We start from the raw sequence: 19896 nt of genomic DNA on the forward strand, positions 1-19896 counted from the left end.
CTCTGGGAGGGAAGCCCCGCCGTTCACGGCGGGGAGGATGTCACAAACCTGCCCCCGAGCCATACCGTGAGGCTGCTACCCGGTCAGAAACACCGATCAAGGAGATTGCATACGTGGCTGCTGGGTGGTGGGACGTTCGCGGCGCACTACACGCTGGAATGGTGAGTGTTCGTATCGACCGGAAAGGATTACCGTGGAGTCCATACGACGGCACGCCTGTCGCTACGATCGAAACGTTCCATGACCTTGCGGATGAGCTCGGGGTTTGAAGCCACCGTGTCTGAATACTGTGGGCTCTTATCTCAGCACTATCACTCAAAAACGAGCGTACCATCGTTACGGACACCACCGCTACGGCTGAACTTGGTCCGTCGGGCGAATCAGGACTTCATTGATATCTACGCGTTGTGGCTGTGTCACGACAAACGTGATTGTTCGGGCGATGTCTTCAGGCGCGAGCTGCTCCATCGATTCAAAAAGGTCTTCGGTGGCTGACTGGACTTCCTCATCAGGAATGTGTTCGATGAGTTCCGTATTGACGGCTCCCGGCTCAATTGTCGCGACGCGGATTCCCGCTTCGGCAATATCGCGTCGAAGCGACTCACCGAATTGGATAACACCGGCTTTCGTCGCGTCGTAATGTGAACTGTTAGGCTGAGAGAAGCGTCCAACGACCGAAGAAAGATTGACGATGTGTCCGCTTCCTTGTTCTACCATCGTGGGGATAACAGCATGAGTGAGTTTGATCAGCCCACTGAGATTGACATCGATAGTGGTCTGAAGCGTCTCGCGGTCCACGTCCGCGATATGAGCAAGAGGCATGAGTCCAGCGTTGTTCACGAGGATATCGACTCGGTCGTGTGCGTCGATCGTCGCATCCACGAGGGCGTCGATATCCGTATCGTCCGTGAGATCAGTCGGAACAATGAGCGCCTCACCGCCTTCGTCTTCAATTTGGGCTGCGAGTTCTTCGAGTTCGCTTTCACGGCGTGCAGCGAGAACGATGCTCGCTCCCTCTGACACTAAGGAGGTGGCCGTCGCTTCCCCAATTCCTGAAGAGGCCCCTGTAACGATCGCAACGTGTCCATCTAGCTCTGAATCAAACTCTGTTGTCATCAACTGTAATAAGGATCATGAGCGGGTTAGGAGTGATGCTATCTAGGAAAAGGTGTTTAAGTAGGCCTGCGACTGGGCAAAGGGATATCGAACAGATCACATTCGGTGTGAACACGTGTCTGAGTTGGTTCAACAGCGCAAGAAGGGGCTGAGTTACAGCGAGGTCGCTACGCTTGCCGGAGAGATCCTCGACACTGACACTACCCGCCAGACGATCTATCGGTACTGCAGGGATGGTCCTGATGCGTAGCACTAGATGGCGGAGTTGCCGACGTGGCACACACTAGGGCCATCCACCGGCATAAAGCAATGTGGTATGTACTGTGTCTTTTTATTGGTGGGTGACTGAGAAAATACTATGTTTCGACAGAAAGCCATCCTTGTTGGGATCCTCCTCAGCCTTGCCGTCGGATGCACTGCTCCAGGGTTGGCACGTGCCCCTCCCCAAGCAGCGTGTGGGATCTGTACTGACACTCTCGATCAGGCGGGTGCTGATCACGGGGTGACGCTTGCCCGAGGACAATCGAAGCTAGTGATTCAGGTTTATGAGAACACCTCAACGCGGTGGACGGCGACCGTGCAACTCACAGACGGTGCCAGTGCCCTTCAGAACGATTCACTGCGGAGAGCCATCGTTTCGGACGTCTTCGATCGTTCTCGAACGGTTGCCAAACCAACTCGTGTAACCAGCCACCTCTCAGAACAGACCCTTACCGTCTCATATCGTGATCACGGTGCTGCTGAGACGCATGGTGAGACTATCGTGTTCACTCGGTTTCATGCCACCGAGCCTCAGTCCCCGTTCGTTATAGGCGGCGAAGGGACGCCGTATCCCGGTGCAGACACAGTGGTGCTCCGCGCCCCGAACGACTATACGGTCACGGGCGACTACGCGTCAGCAACGGAATCCGGAACTGCCGTCCGGTGGCACGCTAACGGAACCGACGATCATATCGACCGTGCGACACGTGTTACGTTTGTCGACAATCAATCATATCAACCGGACCCGAATGACGCTACGCCGATGGCTGAACTGAACGATGTGTGGGATAACGTGCATCGCACCCCCGTCGCCGTGCTGTGTCTGGTTTTCGTCAGTGGCGTCTCGTTTGTATACCTATACGGACTCACGCAGGACTGAGACGTTCGATTGTACATCGTTCCCCCTGTTGTCGTTGCGGTTGATCGTGTCACAGAATGACAGGTGATACTCATTCCGAGTGGGTGGACCCTGACAGGAGAAGCAGACCGCCATGTATTTGATTTAGTATACATATAAAATACATTATATCTTATTTTTACACGAATTATATAAGATAACTGTACTCATGACAGGGGTCTCACCCGACTGATTCTGTGACGAATATCGCTCTCACAAGGGATATACCCCGAGCCATCGAATCGCCAGAAACGATGTATGATTTGACTGGGTTTCAGCGGGATCTGCTGTATGTGATTGCAGGGAAAGGCGCACCCCACGGGCTGGCAATCAAAGACGACCTCGAAGACTATTACGAACAAGAGATCAAAGCGGGTCGACTGTACCCGAACCTCGACACGCTTGTGGAGAAGGGACTGGTCGAAAAGGGCCAACAGGATCGCCGGACGAACTACTACTCGGTGACACGGCGTGGCCAGCGCGAGATTAACGCCCGCACTGAGTGGGAAGCACAGTATATCGACGTGCATCACTGATCGCTGATCGGTGATCCGAACAGTAGCGAACCACAGTATCGGCACACCGATAGTGTTTATCCGTTCAACGTGTTACTGTCCGGCTTTGCAGCAACTGTCATCAGTTCACACGCTTTTGAATGCTTTTCAATAAATTGAACTGTGATATCAAATCTTATTTCAACCAATAAAATTCTATAAATATTCAGACAATAAAGTAATTCATCTTACATTATATACCGAGACCACCATCAGTGGCGACGGTGTACGAATCATCCTCTTCTGAGAGGAAGGGACGCAGGAGATTCTCTCCGGTGTCGGGGGCAGACGAGTTTGATACGATGATCGCGGCTGATAGCGTGCTCTCGGCGTCTCAGCCGGCCTGTCACGTGAACGCAGGGATGACTTCCTGACCGAAGAGTTCCACGGAATATTTCAAATCCTCAACATCGAGACCGGGCAGCGACGCTTGATAAATGAAGTGAGTATCCTCACCGAATATCTCTCGGTACTCCTCGATTTTCTCGATCATCTCCTCGCTGGAATCGTAGAACATCGCGGCCTCGTTGAACCCATCGTGGAGGTCGTCCGGATTCTCGATCATTCCCGCGTTGTGATACCAGCGGCCGTACTGGTCGAGTGTTTGTTCCCAGCCCGCTTCGATGACGTTCATCGGATCCTTCTTGTCGTGGAGGAACGCGAAATTCCAAATCACAAGCTCCTGATTGTCCGGGTTCTTCCCGACATCGTCGATCGACTGCCAGTAGAGATCGACGGCCTCTTTCGCTTGGTCGACGCCGACTAGCGAACCCATCGAGAAGCCATCACCCATCCGTCCTGCCCGCCGGATCGCGGGTGGAGCGAACCCACCGACGATGATCGGTGGTCCGCCCTCCTGATAGGGTTTCGGAGTGATCGGAACGCCGTCGAAAGAGAATCCGTTTCCAAGAATGGGATGACCCTCGTGCGTGAGCTCGTCGTCCGTCCACGCTTTCCGAAGAATCTCGATGAGGTTCTCCAGTCTGAGCGCCCGCTGGTCAAGCGGAATGTCGAACGTTTCGAACTCCTGGACCCGATACCCGTTTCCCACGCCGAATTTGAGCCGCCCCTCGGAGATGTGGTCGATTACCGCGAGATCTTCCGCAAGGCGAACCGGTTGTTGATACTGCGGTCCGAGGGCGATGTTCGTCCCAATCTCGATCTTCTCGGTTGCCGTTGCCAACGCAGCAAGTCCGGATGTCACTGACGGCATGTAACCGCCGGGCGTGAAGTGGTGTTCTGTCACCCACGCGGAGTCGAAGTTGTTCTCCTCAGCGACTTGCGCGACAGCAAGCATCTCTTGATACAGCGCCGCGTGCGGTCTGTCGTCGTCACGATGCCGGTCACAGCTAAACGTGCCAATGCCGAATTTCATCAGTCTCAGCTCTGGTCTATACTATCTGTTAATTGTATAAATATGTATGTAAATTCAAATTGATTACGGCCATCTACGATTGCGACACGTCAGATTGCAATTCACCTTCAGTTCGGATCTGTTAGACAGCTACACTCCCCCATCGGAAAGTAGTAGACTGAGCGACTGATCAACTATGTATTTAAAAATAGATAAATGAACAAATACATGTCTGGAACGAACAGTCGATCTAATAATGATTCGACTGTATCCGATTCGATAACGACTTAGCGACCACTATTTGGTAATTCTGTCGCTTCAGCAGCAATCTATAAGGTCTTATTGAGTCAAATGCTAGTGCATGACGAACGAAGAGATCATCGAACTCCTGAGACAGGCGTACAACGACGAGATTGAGACGGTAATGAACTATCTCACCAATGCAACCGTCCTTGACGGTGTCAGCGCCGAGGAAGTCAAAGACAGCCTCCGAACCGATGCAAAACAGGAGGAACTCATCCACGCCGAACGCATCGCCAACCGGCTGAAAGAACTCGATGCACAGCCGCTCGGGTCGTTCGAATTTGAACCGGGTCAGGAAACCCTCCAACCCCCCGACGACACTGCCGACGTGCTCTCGGTCATCGATGGGGTGATTGAGTACGAAGAAGACGCGATCGGGACCTATCGTTCGCTCATGCAGGCGGCCCAAGACGCAGACGATCCGGTTACCGAAGACCTCGCGATCGATATCCTGAGCGACGAAGAATCACACCGGAGCGAGTTCCGGAGTTTCAAAAAGGGCTACGAGTAGTCGTCGTGAACGGGATTTCCTGTCCGGCGGATGCAACACGAACATGTGACATCACACAGCAATAAATACCAAATAGATTATCGCCATGCTGAGCGTTGTTGCCGGGGGACCGTTGACCACGGACGAGTGCGCTGTGGGCCTCGCGTCGTACGTACTGGACTTCTGGTGAGACTATCAGGCAAATCGTCTTTGGCAAGAGATAGTAAGAAACTTCATTCCCCCTTCAGTTTCGGCGTTTCAGTAGAAGGGACACCCCACCAGTGCCGTCGATAGCAGGGTAGCGTTCCAAAAGGGAAACACCTCACGTCACCAGTTGACAATGGAGTGGGCGAGGGTTGGAATCTATTCTTTCTTGGTAACTGGCTCACACTCTTTCGGCTTTGTCGTTGAGTATCTGGTCATCTCTCTTGAAATCGCGGTAACCGGACATCCCCATCAGCCTAAATAATTCGTGAAAATGCTTAACCATCAATAGTTTTGATAAAAATAATGGTCCAATAGGCAGTTATAGCTTCTCTGTGCAAGGCACACTCACTAATGGGATCCTTGAATCGTTACGGATCGGTGTTGGATTCCTATGGACCGCTGCGTGGGCGATCGTTATGGGACTTATCATCACAAGTCTCGTACAGGTCTACGTCTCGAAAGAGCGGATGGCGGAGGTGCTCGGAAAGGCAGATCCGAGCGGACTCACGAAAGCAACGCTCTTCGGTGCCGCGAGTAGTGGCTGTAGCTTCGGTGCCGTCGCCATTGGCAAGGGCCTCTTCAAGAAAGGCGCGCACGTGGTGAACGTTCTCGCGTTCATGTTCGCTTCGACGAACCTCATTGTTGAACTCGGATTGATGATCCTAATCCTCCTCGGCTGGGAGTTTCTCGTTGCCGAACTCCTCGGGGGACTCATCCTGATCGCGGTGATGGCGCTCATCGTGCACGTAACGCTTCCTGAGACCCTCTTTGAACAGGTTCGTACGGAACTCAATCAGGGTGAGGCCGAGCAGGGTATCACCGAAGATCCAACCTGTGGCATGGAGGGTACCGACGAGTATTCGCTCGTGGCCGATGGCGGTGAGACGCTGAAGTTCTGCTCGGCGGGGTGCATGGAGACCTACCAGCAAGCGGTGGCCAGTAACGGTAGCTGGCAGGACGAGCTGTTGTCGTGGGGTGGCTGGTACAAACTCGGGAACCAGTATCGTAAAGAATGGACGATGATCTGGAGTGATATCGTCGCCGGCTTCCTCATCTCCGGCTTCGTCATCGTATTCGTGCCACAGTGGGTTTGGAACGCGCTGTTCTTTCGAGGACAAGGGGTGCTCGTGAGCGCCGAGAACGCGCTCATGGGCGTGACGATCGCCGTCATCAGTTTCGTTGGCAGCATCGGGAATGTCCCGTTCGCCGTCGCGCTTTGGAGCGGTGGAATCGGCTTCGCGGGCGTCATCGCGTTCGTCTACGCAGATCTCATCACGATCCCTGTTCTGAACGTCTATCGCAAGTACTACGGCTGGCACGTGATGCTCTACATCCTCGGCGTGTTCTTCGTGACGATGGCCTTTACAGGGTTGCTGATGGAGCAACTGTTTGCCGCCCTTGGCATTGTTCCCGACCTCGCTGGCGGACAGACGGCGACCGAACAGACGTATTTCGAACTCAACTACACCTTCTACCTCAACGTGATCGCGTTCAGTCTCTCGGGATTCCTCTACTACGTGTATCACCGTGGACTTGGAGCGCCGGGCCAGTACCGCGACCCCGTGTGTGGGATGCGAACAAACGATGACGATCCGAGTATCACCTACGATGGCGACACGTATTATTTCTGCTCGATAACCTGCAAGCAGACATTCGAAAACGATCCTTCTGAGTACACACACGTCTCTTCCCGAATCACTGAGATCGACGACACCCAAAACCACAATCACGAGTGAAAATCGTGACCTCCCTGATCTGCTGGTAGCCGGCCAAATGGCAGCTCCAGCCGACAATCCGCGTTAGGGCCAGCGAAATCAGTGTGACAACGTCTAGCTCGATCTACGTTCGTCTGATCAACGTCCCAGTACAGTTCGACGACTGTTCAGAGGAATCGAACACCGAATATTTCCTAAAAATAGCATAGCCACTAAGACTCAGATGGACATGTAGACGTTCAGTATACGGCAACATAACAGTATCTCACTCCAAGCCGTCGACGGCCGAGTGAACATCGAACTTTCTAAGGACAATTCATACGTTAAATATCTGTGATAGTTTCAGATATATAAGTCGCCCTTGTCAGTGGATCGTGGGTCGTTACGGATTGACGTTGGATGACGGTACGAACCAGAGAATGGTGGATACAGTGACTAGAGTCGAATTTATCACACTATGTACGATCTGAGGCTGGCCATTGCCGTTCGTCTGATTCAATAAGTCCCAGTAGCGTTCGTCGTCGCTCGTCTAATTCTGTTATTGAGCTGGTAAACTCTTCGTCAGACACCGTTGGAATACCCATTTCGCGAAGCGTGGCAATCTCTGGTGGAGGTGGGGAACGATCCGCTGGTTCAACATAGGTGCTGCCAACTATCTTCAGATAATTTTGAATGCTTGACCGGACCTGCATTATACGTAACTCATCGGGACGGTCCTGTTCAGCAACGCCGAATTGAAGCAGCGTGAGCGCCTCATCGAGAGTGGCAATACTGGTGGTCGGCGCTTGCGTTGTTCGTTTACTGTGGAAGTAGTGAAGAATCGGATACGCCTTGTGGTTCGCTGTAAGCGTATTGAGCTGTGTCGCAATCGTATTGAGAGGAGTTTCAAGCCCCCGGAATGTACTGCCGTCCCAGCTCGTTCCGAGGAGTTCTGTGCTCTGCGTACCGAGTCCACTCACGTTCGCAGCGAACGATCGTTTCTGGGTAACAGCCCCAAGAACAGAGAGAACATAGGTGACACTCAGCGTAATAAAAAGCATGCCAGTCGCAGACGCGAGTGTCGTAGTGATCTGCCAGAGACTGTCTTGTGGAATGAAATCGCCGTTACCCAATGTGAAAATCGTGTATCCCGTATAGTAGATTAGTTCGGACCATGAGATTCGACGTGCGTCAACCGTATCGATAAGAACATTTTCGGCACTCGCAAAGAGTAGGGTCCACCCAGCCCAAAGAAAGACGATCCAACTAGCGAGACCGAAAATCAGAATCAACGGCCCTGAAACCGTGAGCAACTGTGAGTTTCGATCGCCTGCGCGTCGCACCAGACCCCACGTCCACACCATCAACCGGGACGTGAGAGGTCCGGCACCGCCTTCCACCCAGAGTGTCGTCCACAGAAAATCGGTGATGACAACGAAGAGAAAGAGAACACCGAGTACGAGATAGAGGATAGTCATTTCATTACGCTCCTTAGTGGCGGATATGCTGAGAGTAACCGCCGGCTACAGTTCTTCTACTCATCGTCGGATCTACATACAGTTGGGATGTGATACTGACCATTCTACTACCACGTGTACGCTCCCGAAACGGAAAACTCCCTAGCGTAATCTAATGCGACACTTTAAATGATTACTAGATAGTAGTAGAATAATGAAAGATTCCCAATGAGATGTACGTTCGGGAATCCCATCGGTATACGTGTCGTAAGTTTTATTTTTCAAGATGACAGGAAGAGGAGGAAGCAGCCGTGGATGCTTGAGGAAGCGATAGGAGAGCTGGTAACTATCAGTTCGACACTGTCTATTTCAAAATAAGGACATTACACAAATTTATGTGTGCAGAGACCGAAGATAGAGGCAACTATGCCCCCTCAGCGCACGACTGACGACACTCTTCGGATCATTCTCATTGTCCTCACGGTTATCGTTCTCGGACCGATACTACTGATGCTGTTGGCATTTCCGATGATGGGCATGTGGGGCGGAATGGTGCACGGGGGTAGGTTCGTTTCTCCACTCTGGAACGTTGGGATGATGCTGGTCTGGTTTGTGATCCTCGTCAGTGGAGGATATCTCGTCTACCGGTGGCTATCTAACTCCGCGAGACATGGATCCGATCCTGCACTCGAAGAACTTAGACTGGCATACGCTCGCGGAGAGATCTCTGAAGAGGAATACGAGCAGCGCCGATCAAAACTCGATACGGAATAAATAGTGATCCAGAGATCTTATCCGTCGCCGTAGATACCATTCCGTGGACCCGAGTGTGTCCACCAATGGACAGCACGGACTCACAATGGTGATTGAGGAAGGGTTGTTGCAGTAGTCGCGTTTGGTTGTAAACACACTCTCGTTGTCGGTGAACTCTACACCGTCTAACCAAATCAGAAAATAATATTAAAACGACACAACGTCTACACCACTCATTGTGGTGTCTCGAGAGGATTTTGTCGAATTCAGTGGTGGCAGCGGACCGGCGTACGCCAGCGGCCGTACTCACGACGACGCCCATGAACGTGCCTGTACTGCCCTTCCGATTGCTGCGCTCAACTCGAACGGTGAGAGTGGAACACCGTCGATTTATCCAGAGTGGTCCGTAGATGTCTTCTCGTCTCGGCCCGTGTGTTCTTGAACGAATTCGTATAGCGGGCGAGCGATAAGAAGAAGCGAGATCACGGCGACCACCAGAATCAGACGACTATCTGTGTGTCGAATCGCTGCGGCTGAAAACGTCCGGAGTGATCGGCCAAGGAGGACATAAAAGATCGCCCACGGTAGTTCACCAATGAGTGTGCCCACAACGAACGCCTGTGTTGTGACACCGGCAAGTCCGGCCCCGTATGAAACAGCGTCTGCAGGGACTGGTGAGAGTCGCGCTGCAACCATCCCGCGAAGTTCACCTGTCGTCTCCACGAGTGTCGTTCCGTGTTCTACAATCCGTCCGAAGTATGGTATTCCCTCATTGAACCAAGTAGCGATGAGAAACGGTGGGGCACACGTGAGGAGTGTTCCAAGCAACGCCAACGGAACTCCGACTGGAAAGCCGAACGCATAGCCGATAAAGACGGAGAATATGCTGAGTGGCCACAGGAAGAAGGGACGCACGAGATACAGACCGATCAGACCGACTACAAGCATCGGCCAGTACCGGTCACTCCACTGGGCCAAAGGAAGAAACTCGGTGTGCATGTAGGACTCCAGTGAGAGCGAGCAGTCCGAAACCCATAACCGGACCAGCACACGCAAGAGGCGGTAACGGGATGTATTGCTCATTGTAGTGAATATGCATACGTTGCAGAAGTTGAGACTGCGTTCTCCAATGCATATGGAATCGTCACCCGTTTCGTCACTTCGTTTCGACGAGTCTTCACCGAAAGAGCTGATACAGAGAAAGTGCGCACCTAACGCCGTCTCTTCCATCAGCTAATAGAGATGTTGAGGGAGCCATGCTGAATACAGCGCAAATCGCTCAAGCTTATTGGTGGAGTTGTCGCCATTCGTCCAGCGGTATCGGATCTAAGTCCTCATCAGCCTCATCCGAGAGATTTGCAGTGACTTCGATTGAGTTTCCGTCTGGATCGTAGAAGTAAACCGAAGCAAGAGTAGCCCACGGAAAGATGAGTGGCTGGTCGTCTGGCTCTACACCGAATGCCGAGCGGAGTTCGATTCCACGGTCAGCAAGGAACGATGGTACCTCATCAATACGGCTTTCTAACACTCGAAACGCAAAATGCCGCTTAGATACGCTATCTGCTTCCCATAGCCCAATCATCGACCTCTCGCTTGCTTCAATATGGAGGAATGCAATTCCGCGTTCTTCTTCTACTCTAGAAAGTTCCAAACCCAAGGATTCGAAGAAATCGATAGACTGAGCGAGATTACTCACTTCGAGGTGAGTTTCATAGATACCTTGAATCATCGTCGTAGCTAACACGACTACCTATTAAGTGATATCGTTTTGTCTACTGGCTCATCAATTCTTGAGTTTCTGAAGTCACCTTCTGTATTCAGCAGACAATTTTGACAGTTCTCAGAGAAATCGACGGCGCTCTGTTACCTGCTTCTCCTGTACATAGCGGCTGTTACTCTTGAGTACTGTTGCGCTCGTAGACGAACACGCGTTACGTAGATGTGCGTACGACTCACTCTCAGTCAAGTTAGCGTAGAGAGGGGTTTGTGAAATGCCCGATCGTCTCTAGTGTCTCCCAATCACCAGTGAGAGAGTCTCGCAACACCTCATGGTGTTCTTCGTCAATCTCGTACTCCTCTTTATCACCGGCTTCAACTGCCTCCTCTAGGTTTTCGGCTTCCATATACACATAAAGGTACGCTGTATCATCAGATGACAAGGTGAATGCCGTCTCTGTATAGACTCGTTCGTGTTGGAGTGTCTCTATGACTTCGGACTCTCGTTCTTCTAATTCCTTAAACCACGAACGCAGCCGATCTGTTTTCCCGTCCTCAATACGAGCACGAACGAGGTTGACTTCCGATATTGCTGTATATTATTAAAATCACATAATTAACTCTAACGAAAAATACCCTCAATTTCTGTTACGTACATACCCTGTACTGAGCAGGATAGATAGGCTCTTGCAGTCGAGTCAGCAGCGTTCGCCCAATGGCCTCAACGCAGGCTTCGCGACGCGATGTCTTTCGAACGATTGCAACGGATTCGTACCGAGAGTGGCCAGCGTACGACACGACAGGGTTGTACGAGCAAAGCTCGCTTAGCGCACTCGAAGAAGATATCCAAACTGTTGCATCGGCCTGGTTTGCTCATGAAGCCCACAATTCGGTTGACGAGTTCATTTGCGAGCTCCCGCTGCGATACGTTGTTCTGACTCCGCATGATCAGTACGGCGAGCCATGAAGAGACCAGTCCCATCGATCACGAAGTGCTCACCCATACAGATGAAATTACTGAACAGGTGAGTCATATCGCCTATCCAGCGTTCTCGCTTAATCGCGGGGACAGCTGTGAGATCCATCCGAATGCGTTCTGGGATCTCCAGACGTATCTGGGGCTTCGGGAGAACCTAGCAGCGAACGAAGGAGCACGTAGTTTCCTCTATGACTCGCAGCGGGAGCGAACTCCGTTAGGGCATGCTCATCGAGATCATATCCGTGGCCTCTCGATCGAGTCGATCCGTGAGATGTACCATGAGGCGTTGCAGCGGCTCATCGACCGAGTGTCGGAGACGGAAGTTTTCCATCGGGCTGGACTCGTTGTAATCGACACAACCGAGGCAGAGCCGTTTACAGGCGATCGAACGGGCCACGAGGACGAGATACTCGGTACGAAAGATGGCGAGTACGCTTACCAGTGGGCGACGGTACAGTTGGTTGGGAAAGCCGTTCCGTTAGTCTTAGACGCTCGGCCGATTCGAAGGGGAGAGAACCGCTGTGAGATTGTCATGGATCTGTTAGACTCAGCGCAAGACCTTGTCCACGTTGATCGTGTGTTGATGGATCGGGCGTTCGACAGTCGGCACATTCTCGAAGAAATCGACCAACGTGGTCTCGGATATGTTGTTCCAAAGCGGATGTATACGAGTGAACGGGCTCACGCAAAGTGTCTACTCCGGTGGGATCGAGACCGCTACGTTACTGACCGGAAGTTGCACCTGGGGCAGAACGAATGGCATGAGACAACCCTAATCTACAGACGACGAGAAAACGCTGAGAGTGACGATCACACGCAGTACAGTGTTTTCATGACGAACTGCCACCCAGGAGCGATTCACTTCTATAATTCGCGATGGGAGATCGAGAGCGGCTACAAGAGTATTAAGAGGTTCATGGCGGCGACGACATCGAAAAATTTCGTGCTACGGTTCTTTTACTTCGCGTTCGCCTGTCTGTTATCTCGATTTGGAGGGCTGTTGATTTGCTCGTGCAGGTTGAGTTGACTGGCGAGTACGAACAGACACCACTCGTAACGGCTGAGAACGGTGAAAGCGTGGTGACTCCGATCGGGGTGGTCGTTCGCTTGAGATATGCGGGTACTCGCTCGACTTTAGCTGTGTCGGTCACGGCGGTGTATTTTCATGCAGTTGGGAAGAATAGTAATACAGGGGCGGAGAGAATATTAACTATGGAGATCGAAGCAGCGGTTGTAAGAGAGCAAGAAGGACCGTTCGAGATCGAGAGTCTCACCCTCGAAGACCCTCGCCAGAAGGAAGTACTTGTCCGCATTGTCGGCACCGGCATCTGCCACACAGACCTTACCGTTCGCGACGGTAACTATCCACCGGATCCGCCGGTTGTTCTTGGCCACGAAGGGGCTGGCGTTGTTGAGTCCGTTGGAAACCGTGTTGCAGCAGTCGAACCAGGTGATCGTGTTGCATTGACGTTCAACTACGATGGGACGTGTCCAAACTGTCGTCAGGGTGCTGTCGCGTACTGTGAGTCGTTTTTCGAACAGAACTTCGGCGGGGCTCGATTCGAAGACGACTCCTCGCCGATAAGCGATACCGGTGACCCCATCAACGCTAACTTCTTTGGCCAGTCATCGTTTGCAACACACGCTATTGCGCATGAAGAGAACGTTATTCCCGTTACGGACGATCTCCCCCTAGAGCTGGCCGGACCGCTTGGCTGTGGTGTTCAGACCGGTGCAGGAGCAGTAATGAACTCTCTCACTGTTACTCCAGGGTCATCACTCGTCGTCTTCGGCACCGGAACGGTCGGTCTCAGTGCTATCATGGCTGGGCAGGTTGTCGGAGCGACAGATATCATTGCTGTGGATCTCGTGGACAGTCGCCTTGAACTTGCGTCAGATCTCGGCGCAACAATGACGGTGAACCCTCAATCAGTTGATGACGTTGTTGAGACGGTCCGAAAAGCAACCGACAACGGGGCGGATTACGCCGTTGAGTCAACGGGCGTCACCGATGTCCTACGGCAGGCGTTCGACTCGCTGGCCAAACTCGGCACTGTTGGTGTTCCCGGTGCACCACCGCTTGGAACGGAGGTCAGTCTCGATGTGAACAGCTTTGTCACCACTGGCCGTTCGGTACGGGGCGTAACGGAAGGAGACTCGTACCCCAAGGAATTTATTCCAACGCTTATCGATCTCTATCAGCAAGGCCGATTCCCGTTCGACGAGTTTGTCGAGTACTACGAGTTTGAGGATATTGATAACGCCGTTGAAGACGTAGAGAACGGCGAGACTATCAAACCCATCCTGCGAATGAGCGACGCCTAATGAATGGTATATTGATACGTTCGGGGTGGCTCCAGAGGACTTTGTTCCTTGCGCCGGTACCCACTAATGCTGTTTAGCTCGACTCGGCACTCTCCACGGCCGACACCTTCGTATAGGGCATCGGGTTGACAGCGAGCCACTGCGGCAGCTGAGTCTTGTCATTTGTTAGACTGAATCTTTATCACTCAGCAAACCGATAGCCAGTACGTGACTGTAGCCCCTTCTCCGGCTGAGATCTTCGACCGGGCAGTCGAAGAGGGCGAACGGCGACTCGACCAGTCGGCGCTCGAACTCGTTGCGACGAGCTTCATCGCGGGGTTCACAGTCGTTTTCGGCATCGTCGCTCTCGGTATCGTCCACGCAGCGGTCAAGCCCCTGTCCGGTGCTCTCGCTTCGGTTGCAGGTGCACTTGCCTTCGGTCCTGGCCTCATATTTTTGGTGATCGGGCGAACGGAACTATTCAACGAGAACTTCTTCAGCCCGGTCGCGAAGGCGGTCAATCAGCCAGATTCGTGGATGGTCGTGCCGCTCCTTCGCCTGTGGAGCGTCACCTTCGTGGTCAACCTCATCGGTGGTGTTCTCATGGCGCTCGTCTTTTCGGTCGAGGGTGCGCTGACACCGGCGACAGCGGCGTCATTACGCACGTCAGCGAATGAATTCGTTCACCGAGCGCCGCTGGCGAAGTTCGCGGACGCAATCGCGGGCGGCATCCTCGTGAGTCTGCTGTCTTTTCTCTTGGAAGCCGCAGACAGCGTCAGAGACCGTATTACTCTCGCGTACATCGTCGGATTCCTGCTGGCGCTCGGCCCGTTCGACCACGTAATCGTCACCGTACTGCACGTCGTTTTCGGTATGCTCTTCGACGCCAGCATTGGCGTTGGAACACTCGCCCGAATGACGGTTGTCATCACGGCTGGCAACGTCGTTGGCGGACTTGGTCTGGTTACGCTCACTCACATCGTGCAGGTACGAGGAGCACGCGAATCCGACAGTTGAACGAGAGAGTCGCTTGATCCACTGTCGTTTGCTGGCGTCGATCACGCACGCTTTCTACCGAACAATATCACTGAAAACAACGATGCCGAAGCGGTTGGGGTGAGCGAATCGGCCTTCAGTACGTATCTCGATAGGGGTGATGGTCTCGCTGAGACCGTTTGATCGATACTGCTACTCCTTTCCGCGTGCCGCTTCGAACATCTCGATCGCCCGCTCTCTCCGTTCTTTGTGATCGACGATCGGGGCGGGATAGTCAGGGGCGATCTCATTGCGTTCGTCGTCGCTGAGTTCGTGCCACTGGTGGATCTTGTCGGGTGCCACATCACGGAGTTCGGGCACGTACTGCTTGATGTACTTGGCGTCAGGATCGTACCGTTCTCCTTGTGTCATCGGGTTGAACACACGAAAGTACGGCTGTGCGTCCGCCCCTGTCGATCCGACCCACTGCCAATTGCCGTTCTCGCTTGCCGTATCGTGATCGACGAGCAGTGCACGAAACCAGTTGTATCCGTTCCGCCAGTCTTGCATGAGATCTTTGGTCAGAAACGAGCCAACGATCAGCCGCGTTCGGTTGTGCATGAACGCTTCTGCCCGCAGCTGTCGCATTCCGGCATCCACCATTGGATACCCCGTTTCACCGTCTTTCCACAGTTGTAGTTCCTCATCGTCGTCACGCCACTGTATCTCGTTTTCGTATGTCTTGTAATTCTCTGTAACCACATTCGGATTGAAGTACACTATCTGCGTGTAGAACTCTCGCCATGCTAACTGTCGTTGATACGCCTCGACGGACTCGCGTTCTGCCTCGTTGTCGGCGTCGTCCATCGCCGCTTCAGTCCGAGCATACACGTCACGGATACCGATCGTACCGTATTTCAGATCCTGTGAGAGCCGCGAGATACTGTCACGAGTGGGATAATCGCGGTCCTCGTCGTATCGATAGATCGGGCCGTCGCAAAACGTCTCCAGTCGATTGCGCGCTGCCTCTGTTCCTGCGCTCGGTATCTCAGCTACTGGCTCATCGAATCCAAGATCGTCAAGCGTCGGTAATGAGTGTGTGTCATCAGAATTGTTGACGTCTTGATCAACGAGGTCCGCCGGATCAGGGGCAGAGATAGGCGCTCTCTTTTCTCGGTCCGTCCATTTCTTCCAGAAGTACGAAAACACGGAGTATGGCTTGCCGTCGTTTGTCCGAATAGTGCCTGGTTCGTGGAGGACGCCGTCGTGGTACGTATCATACGCAGCGTCTATTGTATCAAGTGATTTGGCGACTCGCTCGTCTCGGCGCTGGGCGAGTCCGGAGTAGTTGTGGTTCCATGTGACACCGGTGGCGTCATACTCTGTGATGAGTGAAGGAATCACATCTTCTGGAGAACCTTTCTTGACGATGAGACCGCTGCCCTGATTACGATACCAATTGCGAAGAGACACGAGTGCGTCAAGCAGAAAAGAAACACGAGGGGGCGCACCATACTTTAATACGTTCGGATCAAAAACGAAAAGCGGGAGCACTGGTTCATCCGCAGCAGCGAGTCCTCGGTTGTCCGGTTCACGCAAATCCCGCCGGTGCCAGTGAAACCACATAGTCCCATAATAGAACGCGTGTGTCGTTAAACTACTGGATGGGTTGAGTTATTAATATCTATACGGTTATTTTAGAGAAATATTTTGATCGCAGACAGTACGCGTGTTCACTGTCCACTCTGGACCCCGGTTGAACCATTGCAACTAACAGTGTGATTATGTATGTTCGTTTTATCGTCGTTGTTATAACTGGCTGGCTTAGTATGTGAGTATGGTGACAACTACTACGGCCGTGGTCGGTACGACAATGTACTGAATGCTGTTACACCGTTTTTTGATATGAATGACTGTTGATCCCGTGAACTGGAAATACCCGCTGCAGACAGCAACGAAAGCGAAGATGATAGCAGATAGCAGCGCGTAGCTGTAGACAATGGTCCCATGACACGCTATGGCTATGCTGTAATGAATGTGACTCTTCGTGAGGAGGACATCCGTACGAATCGTGGGATGCGCAAGGCGACTTTCGAGGATCGCGGGCTTGAATACGCTGGTACCCTCGCTGTCCAGAATTGCCGTGATCTCAAACGCATCATCGAGTGGAATCTCGACCACGGTATCTACTATTATCGTATCGGTTCGGATCTGCTTCCGTGGTTCAGCCAGTACGAACTCGATGACTTGCCGAACGCGACTGAGATCCATCGTTTATTCGAGGAAATCGGCACGCTTGCCCGCGAGCATGACCTTCGGCTCACCTTTCATCCAGGTCACTTTGTGAAATTGGCGAGTACCGACGAGGGCGTCGTCGAGCGATCGCTAACCGACCTGGAAAATCACGGCGCGCTGTGTGACGCGATGGACCTGTCGCGGACACCCTACAACGCGATCAACATCCACATCGGCGCACATTATGGTGACAAGGAAACCACCGGAAAACGATTCTGTGAGCACTTTCAGCGGCTCTCACAATCTGTTCGACACCGTTTGACTGTCGAAAATGATGACACAGAATCACTCTGGAGCATTCCTGAGTTGATTGAGGCCGTTCATGATCGCATCGACGTTCCGATCACCTATGATGAGCTTCACCACCAATTCACGAGTCGTGGGCTGACCCGCCAGGAGGCGATCACGCGCGCGACAGCGACGTGGGACACGACACCGGTCATCCACTACAGCGAATCCCGGCGACTGCACGAAGCCGATCCGTCGATTCGACCCCAGAACCACAGTGATTACGTTGCGGGACCGATCCGAACCTATGAAACCGGTGCCGATGTGATGATCGAAGCGAAGAAAAAAGAGAAAGCGGTGTTTCGGTATTGCGAATCCACAAAAATGCGGTCCGGGAGCGATACATGTTCGCGTTAAAGCAGAAGTGGTTAGGGATCGAACAGGGCAGTAGATGCCCCACACCCGATTGCAGTTCAAACTTCCGGGGGGTGCGTTCGAGTTTTCAACCGATCATCCTGACAGGGAGTTCCGGATACTCGCTGCCTTCCCTGTGGACAGTGGACTCTTCGTCGCGTTCGAAGCACCAACGGAGCACCGTCAGGCCGTCCTTCGGGATTTCGATGACGTTCCGCTCTCCTATGACGTGCTCCACACCGACGACCAATCCGTTCTGATCCAGTATGAGATGCCGTCCATTCCACCACCAGTTCGCGCAATCTTGGCTTCCGGAAATCTTGTGCAATTCCCACTCACCCTCCGAGATGGATGGATAACGTTCGACCTGACGACCTCACACGAGCGGTTGTCGAAGCTCAAAGCCGAGTTCGAGGACACTGGCTTGACGTATGAGGTCGTCTCGGTCACACAAACGACCGATCCGGTGGACCTGTTGACCGACCGCCAACGACGATTCATGATCGAGGCTCTCCAGCGCGGCTACTATGACAGCCCCCGCGAGTGTTCGCTCACCGATCTTGCGGTCACACTTACTGTCAGCAAATCGACGGCGAGCAGGGTGCTCCACAACGCCGAAGAGACGGTTATCAAGGAGTTCTTCGCAGAGCCAATTGAGTAAATCGGTGGCTGTTTAACGGCGATCTACGGTGCACAACAACACCGGCGTTTGGGTACGCCAATATCCCTCTGCGTCGACTGGCTCGATACACAGAGATCTTCGCTCGAAGTTGTGTGACTGGCCGTCGAATGAAACATGTTGCAGCGAACATCCATCCTCCGTGCTCTCGTACGTGAATCTATGGTTCTACGACCAGAGTCAATCGAGAAGTCCGATGGACTCAAAATGCGGTTCGGCTACTGGATGGTGCAACGGAAGCCCGGAACGGTGAAGGTCGTGACTGCCTGTCTACCGGAGTCTCTGGGACTTACCCTCCCGTTCCATGCGAATGGGATCCAGATTGAGCCTGAACTCAAGCCCATGGTGGGGACGCTCACCGCAGAGAGCAACGGGCGTGGCTTTTGTGTGGGCTTCGCGCAGTCAGGGGCGATCCGCAGGGACCTCGGCACGAAGACGTTCAGTGCGCTCACGGGGTACCAGACGAGTCCGCTCTTTTCTGATCAGGAACGTGTGGCGCTGGCGTATGCGGAGGGAGCCACGCGCAAGACTGTCTCCGTCGCCACGTTCAAAGAACTCCGAACGCATTTCGACGATCGAGAGATTGTCGAAATCACGTGGCTGAATGTGACGCAAAAGTACATTAATCTCATTAATATTCAGATAGAAATCAAATTAGATCATCCGTGTGTAATCGCAAAGTCGAAGACGTGGATGGAACATGATGAACGAATGCCTGCGCAAAACGCACAAGAATAAATCATGGCACTCACCATATCTACCGCCCACACCACCATCACTATTCTGACAATTGTCGCTGTCGGCGTCTCGGCTATAGCCTTCTTTCGCCCCCCAGAGGTCATCCTTGAATCCATGGCCGAGACAGACGTGGAGGAATCGTGGCTGCCGATGCTGGGCACCCTGAAGGCAGCGGGCGCGCTCGGGCTACTGATCGGCATCGGTGTGCCAGTGCCACCGATCGGGACGGCCGCTGCAGTCGGTCTCGTTGTATACTTCGTCGGTGCCGTTGTCGTCCACAGACGCGCTGGCGACTACTCGATCAGCGGGCAACACGCGTACCTTCTGCTGGCTGTGGTCACACTGGTGCTGGACGTGGTCTCGTGAACCGCCGTTCCACTGTATTCATCACCGCCGAAACGAGAGTTGAATCAGCCAACGTGATAGACCGAGCGATTGAAAGTTTGTTGGTCTCACGGGCGAATCCCCGGTAGGATCAACT

At 53.0% G+C, this 19896-nt stretch carries 19 protein-coding genes and 2 pseudogenes; 14 read left to right on the forward strand and 7 right to left on the reverse strand.

Going from position 1 to position 19896, the window contains the following annotated elements:
* Window positions 1–269: pseudogene (locus EIK79_RS18135) on the forward strand (hypothetical protein); the annotation flags it as partial.
* Between the two features lie 82 nt (window positions 270–351).
* On the opposite strand, the gene EIK79_RS12100 reads toward EIK79_RS18135, so the two are convergent.
* On the reverse strand, window positions 352–1116 hold the full coding sequence (locus EIK79_RS12100) for an SDR family oxidoreductase (RefSeq protein WP_124955375.1): 765 nt from the start codon (window positions 1114–1116) through the stop codon (window positions 352–354).
* Between the two features lie 115 nt (window positions 1117–1231).
* Here EIK79_RS12100 and EIK79_RS19030 point away from each other — a divergent pair, with 115 nt between their 5' ends.
* The 3 genes from EIK79_RS19030 to EIK79_RS12110 all read left to right on the forward strand — a co-directional run bounded on the left by EIK79_RS19030 (window position 1232) and on the right by EIK79_RS12110 (window position 2811).
* Window positions 1232–1366, forward strand: a complete 135-nt coding sequence (locus EIK79_RS19030) for a hypothetical protein (RefSeq protein ID WP_267900539.1) — start codon at window positions 1232–1234, stop codon at window positions 1364–1366.
* A 108-nt stretch (window positions 1367–1474) separates the two neighbouring features.
* Window positions 1475–2257 (forward strand): hypothetical protein, encoded by a 783-nt coding sequence (locus EIK79_RS12105; protein WP_124955376.1) that lies wholly within the window; start codon window positions 1475–1477, stop codon window positions 2255–2257.
* Between the two features lie 272 nt (window positions 2258–2529).
* Window positions 2530–2811 (forward strand): PadR family transcriptional regulator, encoded by a 282-nt coding sequence (locus EIK79_RS12110; protein ID WP_124955377.1) that lies wholly within the window; start codon window positions 2530–2532, stop codon window positions 2809–2811.
* A 364-nt stretch (window positions 2812–3175) separates the two neighbouring features.
* Here EIK79_RS12110 and EIK79_RS12115 read toward each other — a convergent pair whose 3' ends face one another.
* Window positions 3176–4204, reverse strand: a complete 1029-nt coding sequence (locus EIK79_RS12115) for an LLM class flavin-dependent oxidoreductase (RefSeq protein ID WP_124955378.1) — start codon at window positions 4202–4204, stop codon at window positions 3176–3178.
* A 340-nt stretch (window positions 4205–4544) separates the two neighbouring features.
* Here EIK79_RS12115 and EIK79_RS12120 point away from each other — a divergent pair, with 340 nt between their 5' ends.
* Window positions 4545–4997, forward strand: coding sequence for a ferritin-like domain-containing protein (locus EIK79_RS12120; protein ID WP_124955379.1), 453 nt, complete (start codon window positions 4545–4547; stop codon window positions 4995–4997).
* Between the two features lie 518 nt (window positions 4998–5515).
* The gene (locus tag EIK79_RS12125; protein ID WP_124955380.1) at window positions 5516–6919 is read left to right on the forward strand and encodes a permease; all 1404 of its coding nucleotides are present in this window, start codon (window positions 5516–5518) and stop codon (window positions 6917–6919) included.
* Between the two features lie 434 nt (window positions 6920–7353).
* Here EIK79_RS12125 and EIK79_RS12130 read toward each other — a convergent pair whose 3' ends face one another.
* Window positions 7354–8355 carry a potassium channel family protein gene (locus EIK79_RS12130; protein WP_124955381.1) on the reverse strand — a complete coding sequence of 334 codons (1002 nt, stop codon included), beginning with the start codon at window positions 8353–8355 and terminating at the stop codon, window positions 7354–7356.
* A 405-nt stretch (window positions 8356–8760) separates the two neighbouring features.
* Here EIK79_RS12130 and EIK79_RS12135 point away from each other — a divergent pair, with 405 nt between their 5' ends.
* Window positions 8761–9108: an SHOCT domain-containing protein gene (locus EIK79_RS12135; protein WP_124955382.1), complete on the forward strand. Its 348-nt coding sequence runs from the start codon at window positions 8761–8763 to the stop codon at window positions 9106–9108.
* A 369-nt stretch (window positions 9109–9477) separates the two neighbouring features.
* Here the strand turns inward: EIK79_RS12135 and EIK79_RS12140 are convergent, their stop codons facing one another.
* The 3 genes from EIK79_RS12140 to EIK79_RS12150 all read right to left on the reverse strand — a co-directional run bounded on the left by EIK79_RS12140 (window position 9478) and on the right by EIK79_RS12150 (window position 11393).
* Entirely contained in the window at window positions 9478–10086 is a 609-nt protein-coding gene (locus EIK79_RS12140; RefSeq protein ID WP_185715617.1) for a TVP38/TMEM64 family protein, read from the reverse strand.
* 286 nt (window positions 10087–10372) lie between these two features.
* Complete coding sequence (locus tag EIK79_RS12145; protein ID WP_124955384.1) at window positions 10373–10816, reverse strand: VOC family protein; 444 nt, start codon at window positions 10814–10816, stop codon at window positions 10373–10375.
* 238 nt (window positions 10817–11054) lie between these two features.
* Window positions 11055–11393, reverse strand: coding sequence for a DUF6176 family protein (locus EIK79_RS12150; RefSeq protein WP_124955385.1), 339 nt, complete (start codon window positions 11391–11393; stop codon window positions 11055–11057).
* 125 nt (window positions 11394–11518) lie between these two features.
* Here EIK79_RS12150 and EIK79_RS12155 point away from each other — a divergent pair.
* From EIK79_RS12155 to EIK79_RS12165, 3 genes and pseudogenes are all read left to right on the forward strand, one after another.
* Window positions 11519–12850, forward strand: a pseudogene (locus EIK79_RS12155) (transposase); the annotation flags it as partial.
* A 144-nt stretch (window positions 12851–12994) separates the two neighbouring features.
* Window positions 12995–14107, forward strand: a complete 1113-nt coding sequence (locus EIK79_RS12160) for an NAD(P)-dependent alcohol dehydrogenase (RefSeq protein WP_124955386.1) — start codon at window positions 12995–12997, stop codon at window positions 14105–14107.
* 207 nt (window positions 14108–14314) lie between these two features.
* Window positions 14315–15103 carry a formate/nitrite transporter family protein gene (locus tag EIK79_RS12165; protein WP_124955387.1) on the forward strand — a complete coding sequence of 263 codons (789 nt, stop codon included), beginning with the start codon at window positions 14315–14317 and terminating at the stop codon, window positions 15101–15103.
* Between the two features lie 171 nt (window positions 15104–15274).
* On the opposite strand, the gene EIK79_RS12170 is transcribed toward EIK79_RS12165, so the two are convergent.
* Window positions 15275–16687, reverse strand: coding sequence for a cryptochrome/photolyase family protein (locus tag EIK79_RS12170; RefSeq protein ID WP_124955388.1), 1413 nt, complete (start codon window positions 16685–16687; stop codon window positions 15275–15277).
* Window positions 16688–17068: 381 nt separating this feature from the next.
* Between EIK79_RS12170 and uvsE the strand changes: the two genes are divergently transcribed.
* From uvsE to EIK79_RS12195, 4 genes are all read left to right on the forward strand, one after another.
* Window positions 17069–18001 carry a UV DNA damage repair endonuclease UvsE gene (gene uvsE, locus EIK79_RS12180; protein WP_124955389.1) on the forward strand — a complete coding sequence of 311 codons (933 nt, stop codon included), beginning with the start codon at window positions 17069–17071 and terminating at the stop codon, window positions 17999–18001.
* A 34-nt stretch (window positions 18002–18035) separates the two neighbouring features.
* The gene (locus tag EIK79_RS12185) at window positions 18036–18659 is read left to right on the forward strand and encodes a helix-turn-helix domain-containing protein (protein ID WP_124955390.1); all 624 of its coding nucleotides are present in this window, start codon (window positions 18036–18038) and stop codon (window positions 18657–18659) included.
* A gap of 180 nt (window positions 18660–18839) precedes the next feature.
* Window positions 18840–19415: a carboxymuconolactone decarboxylase family protein gene (locus EIK79_RS12190; protein ID WP_124955391.1), complete on the forward strand. Its 576-nt coding sequence runs from the start codon at window positions 18840–18842 to the stop codon at window positions 19413–19415.
* A gap of 3 nt (window positions 19416–19418) precedes the next feature.
* Window positions 19419–19781 (forward strand): DoxX family protein, encoded by a 363-nt coding sequence (locus EIK79_RS12195; protein WP_221621745.1) that lies wholly within the window; start codon window positions 19419–19421, stop codon window positions 19779–19781.
* The last annotated feature ends 115 nt before the right edge of the window (window positions 19782–19896 follow it).

The sequence above is a fragment of the Halocatena pleomorpha genome (assembly GCF_003862495.1).
In the GTDB taxonomy this organism is placed as follows: domain Archaea; phylum Halobacteriota; class Halobacteria; order Halobacteriales; family Haloarculaceae; genus Halocatena; species Halocatena pleomorpha.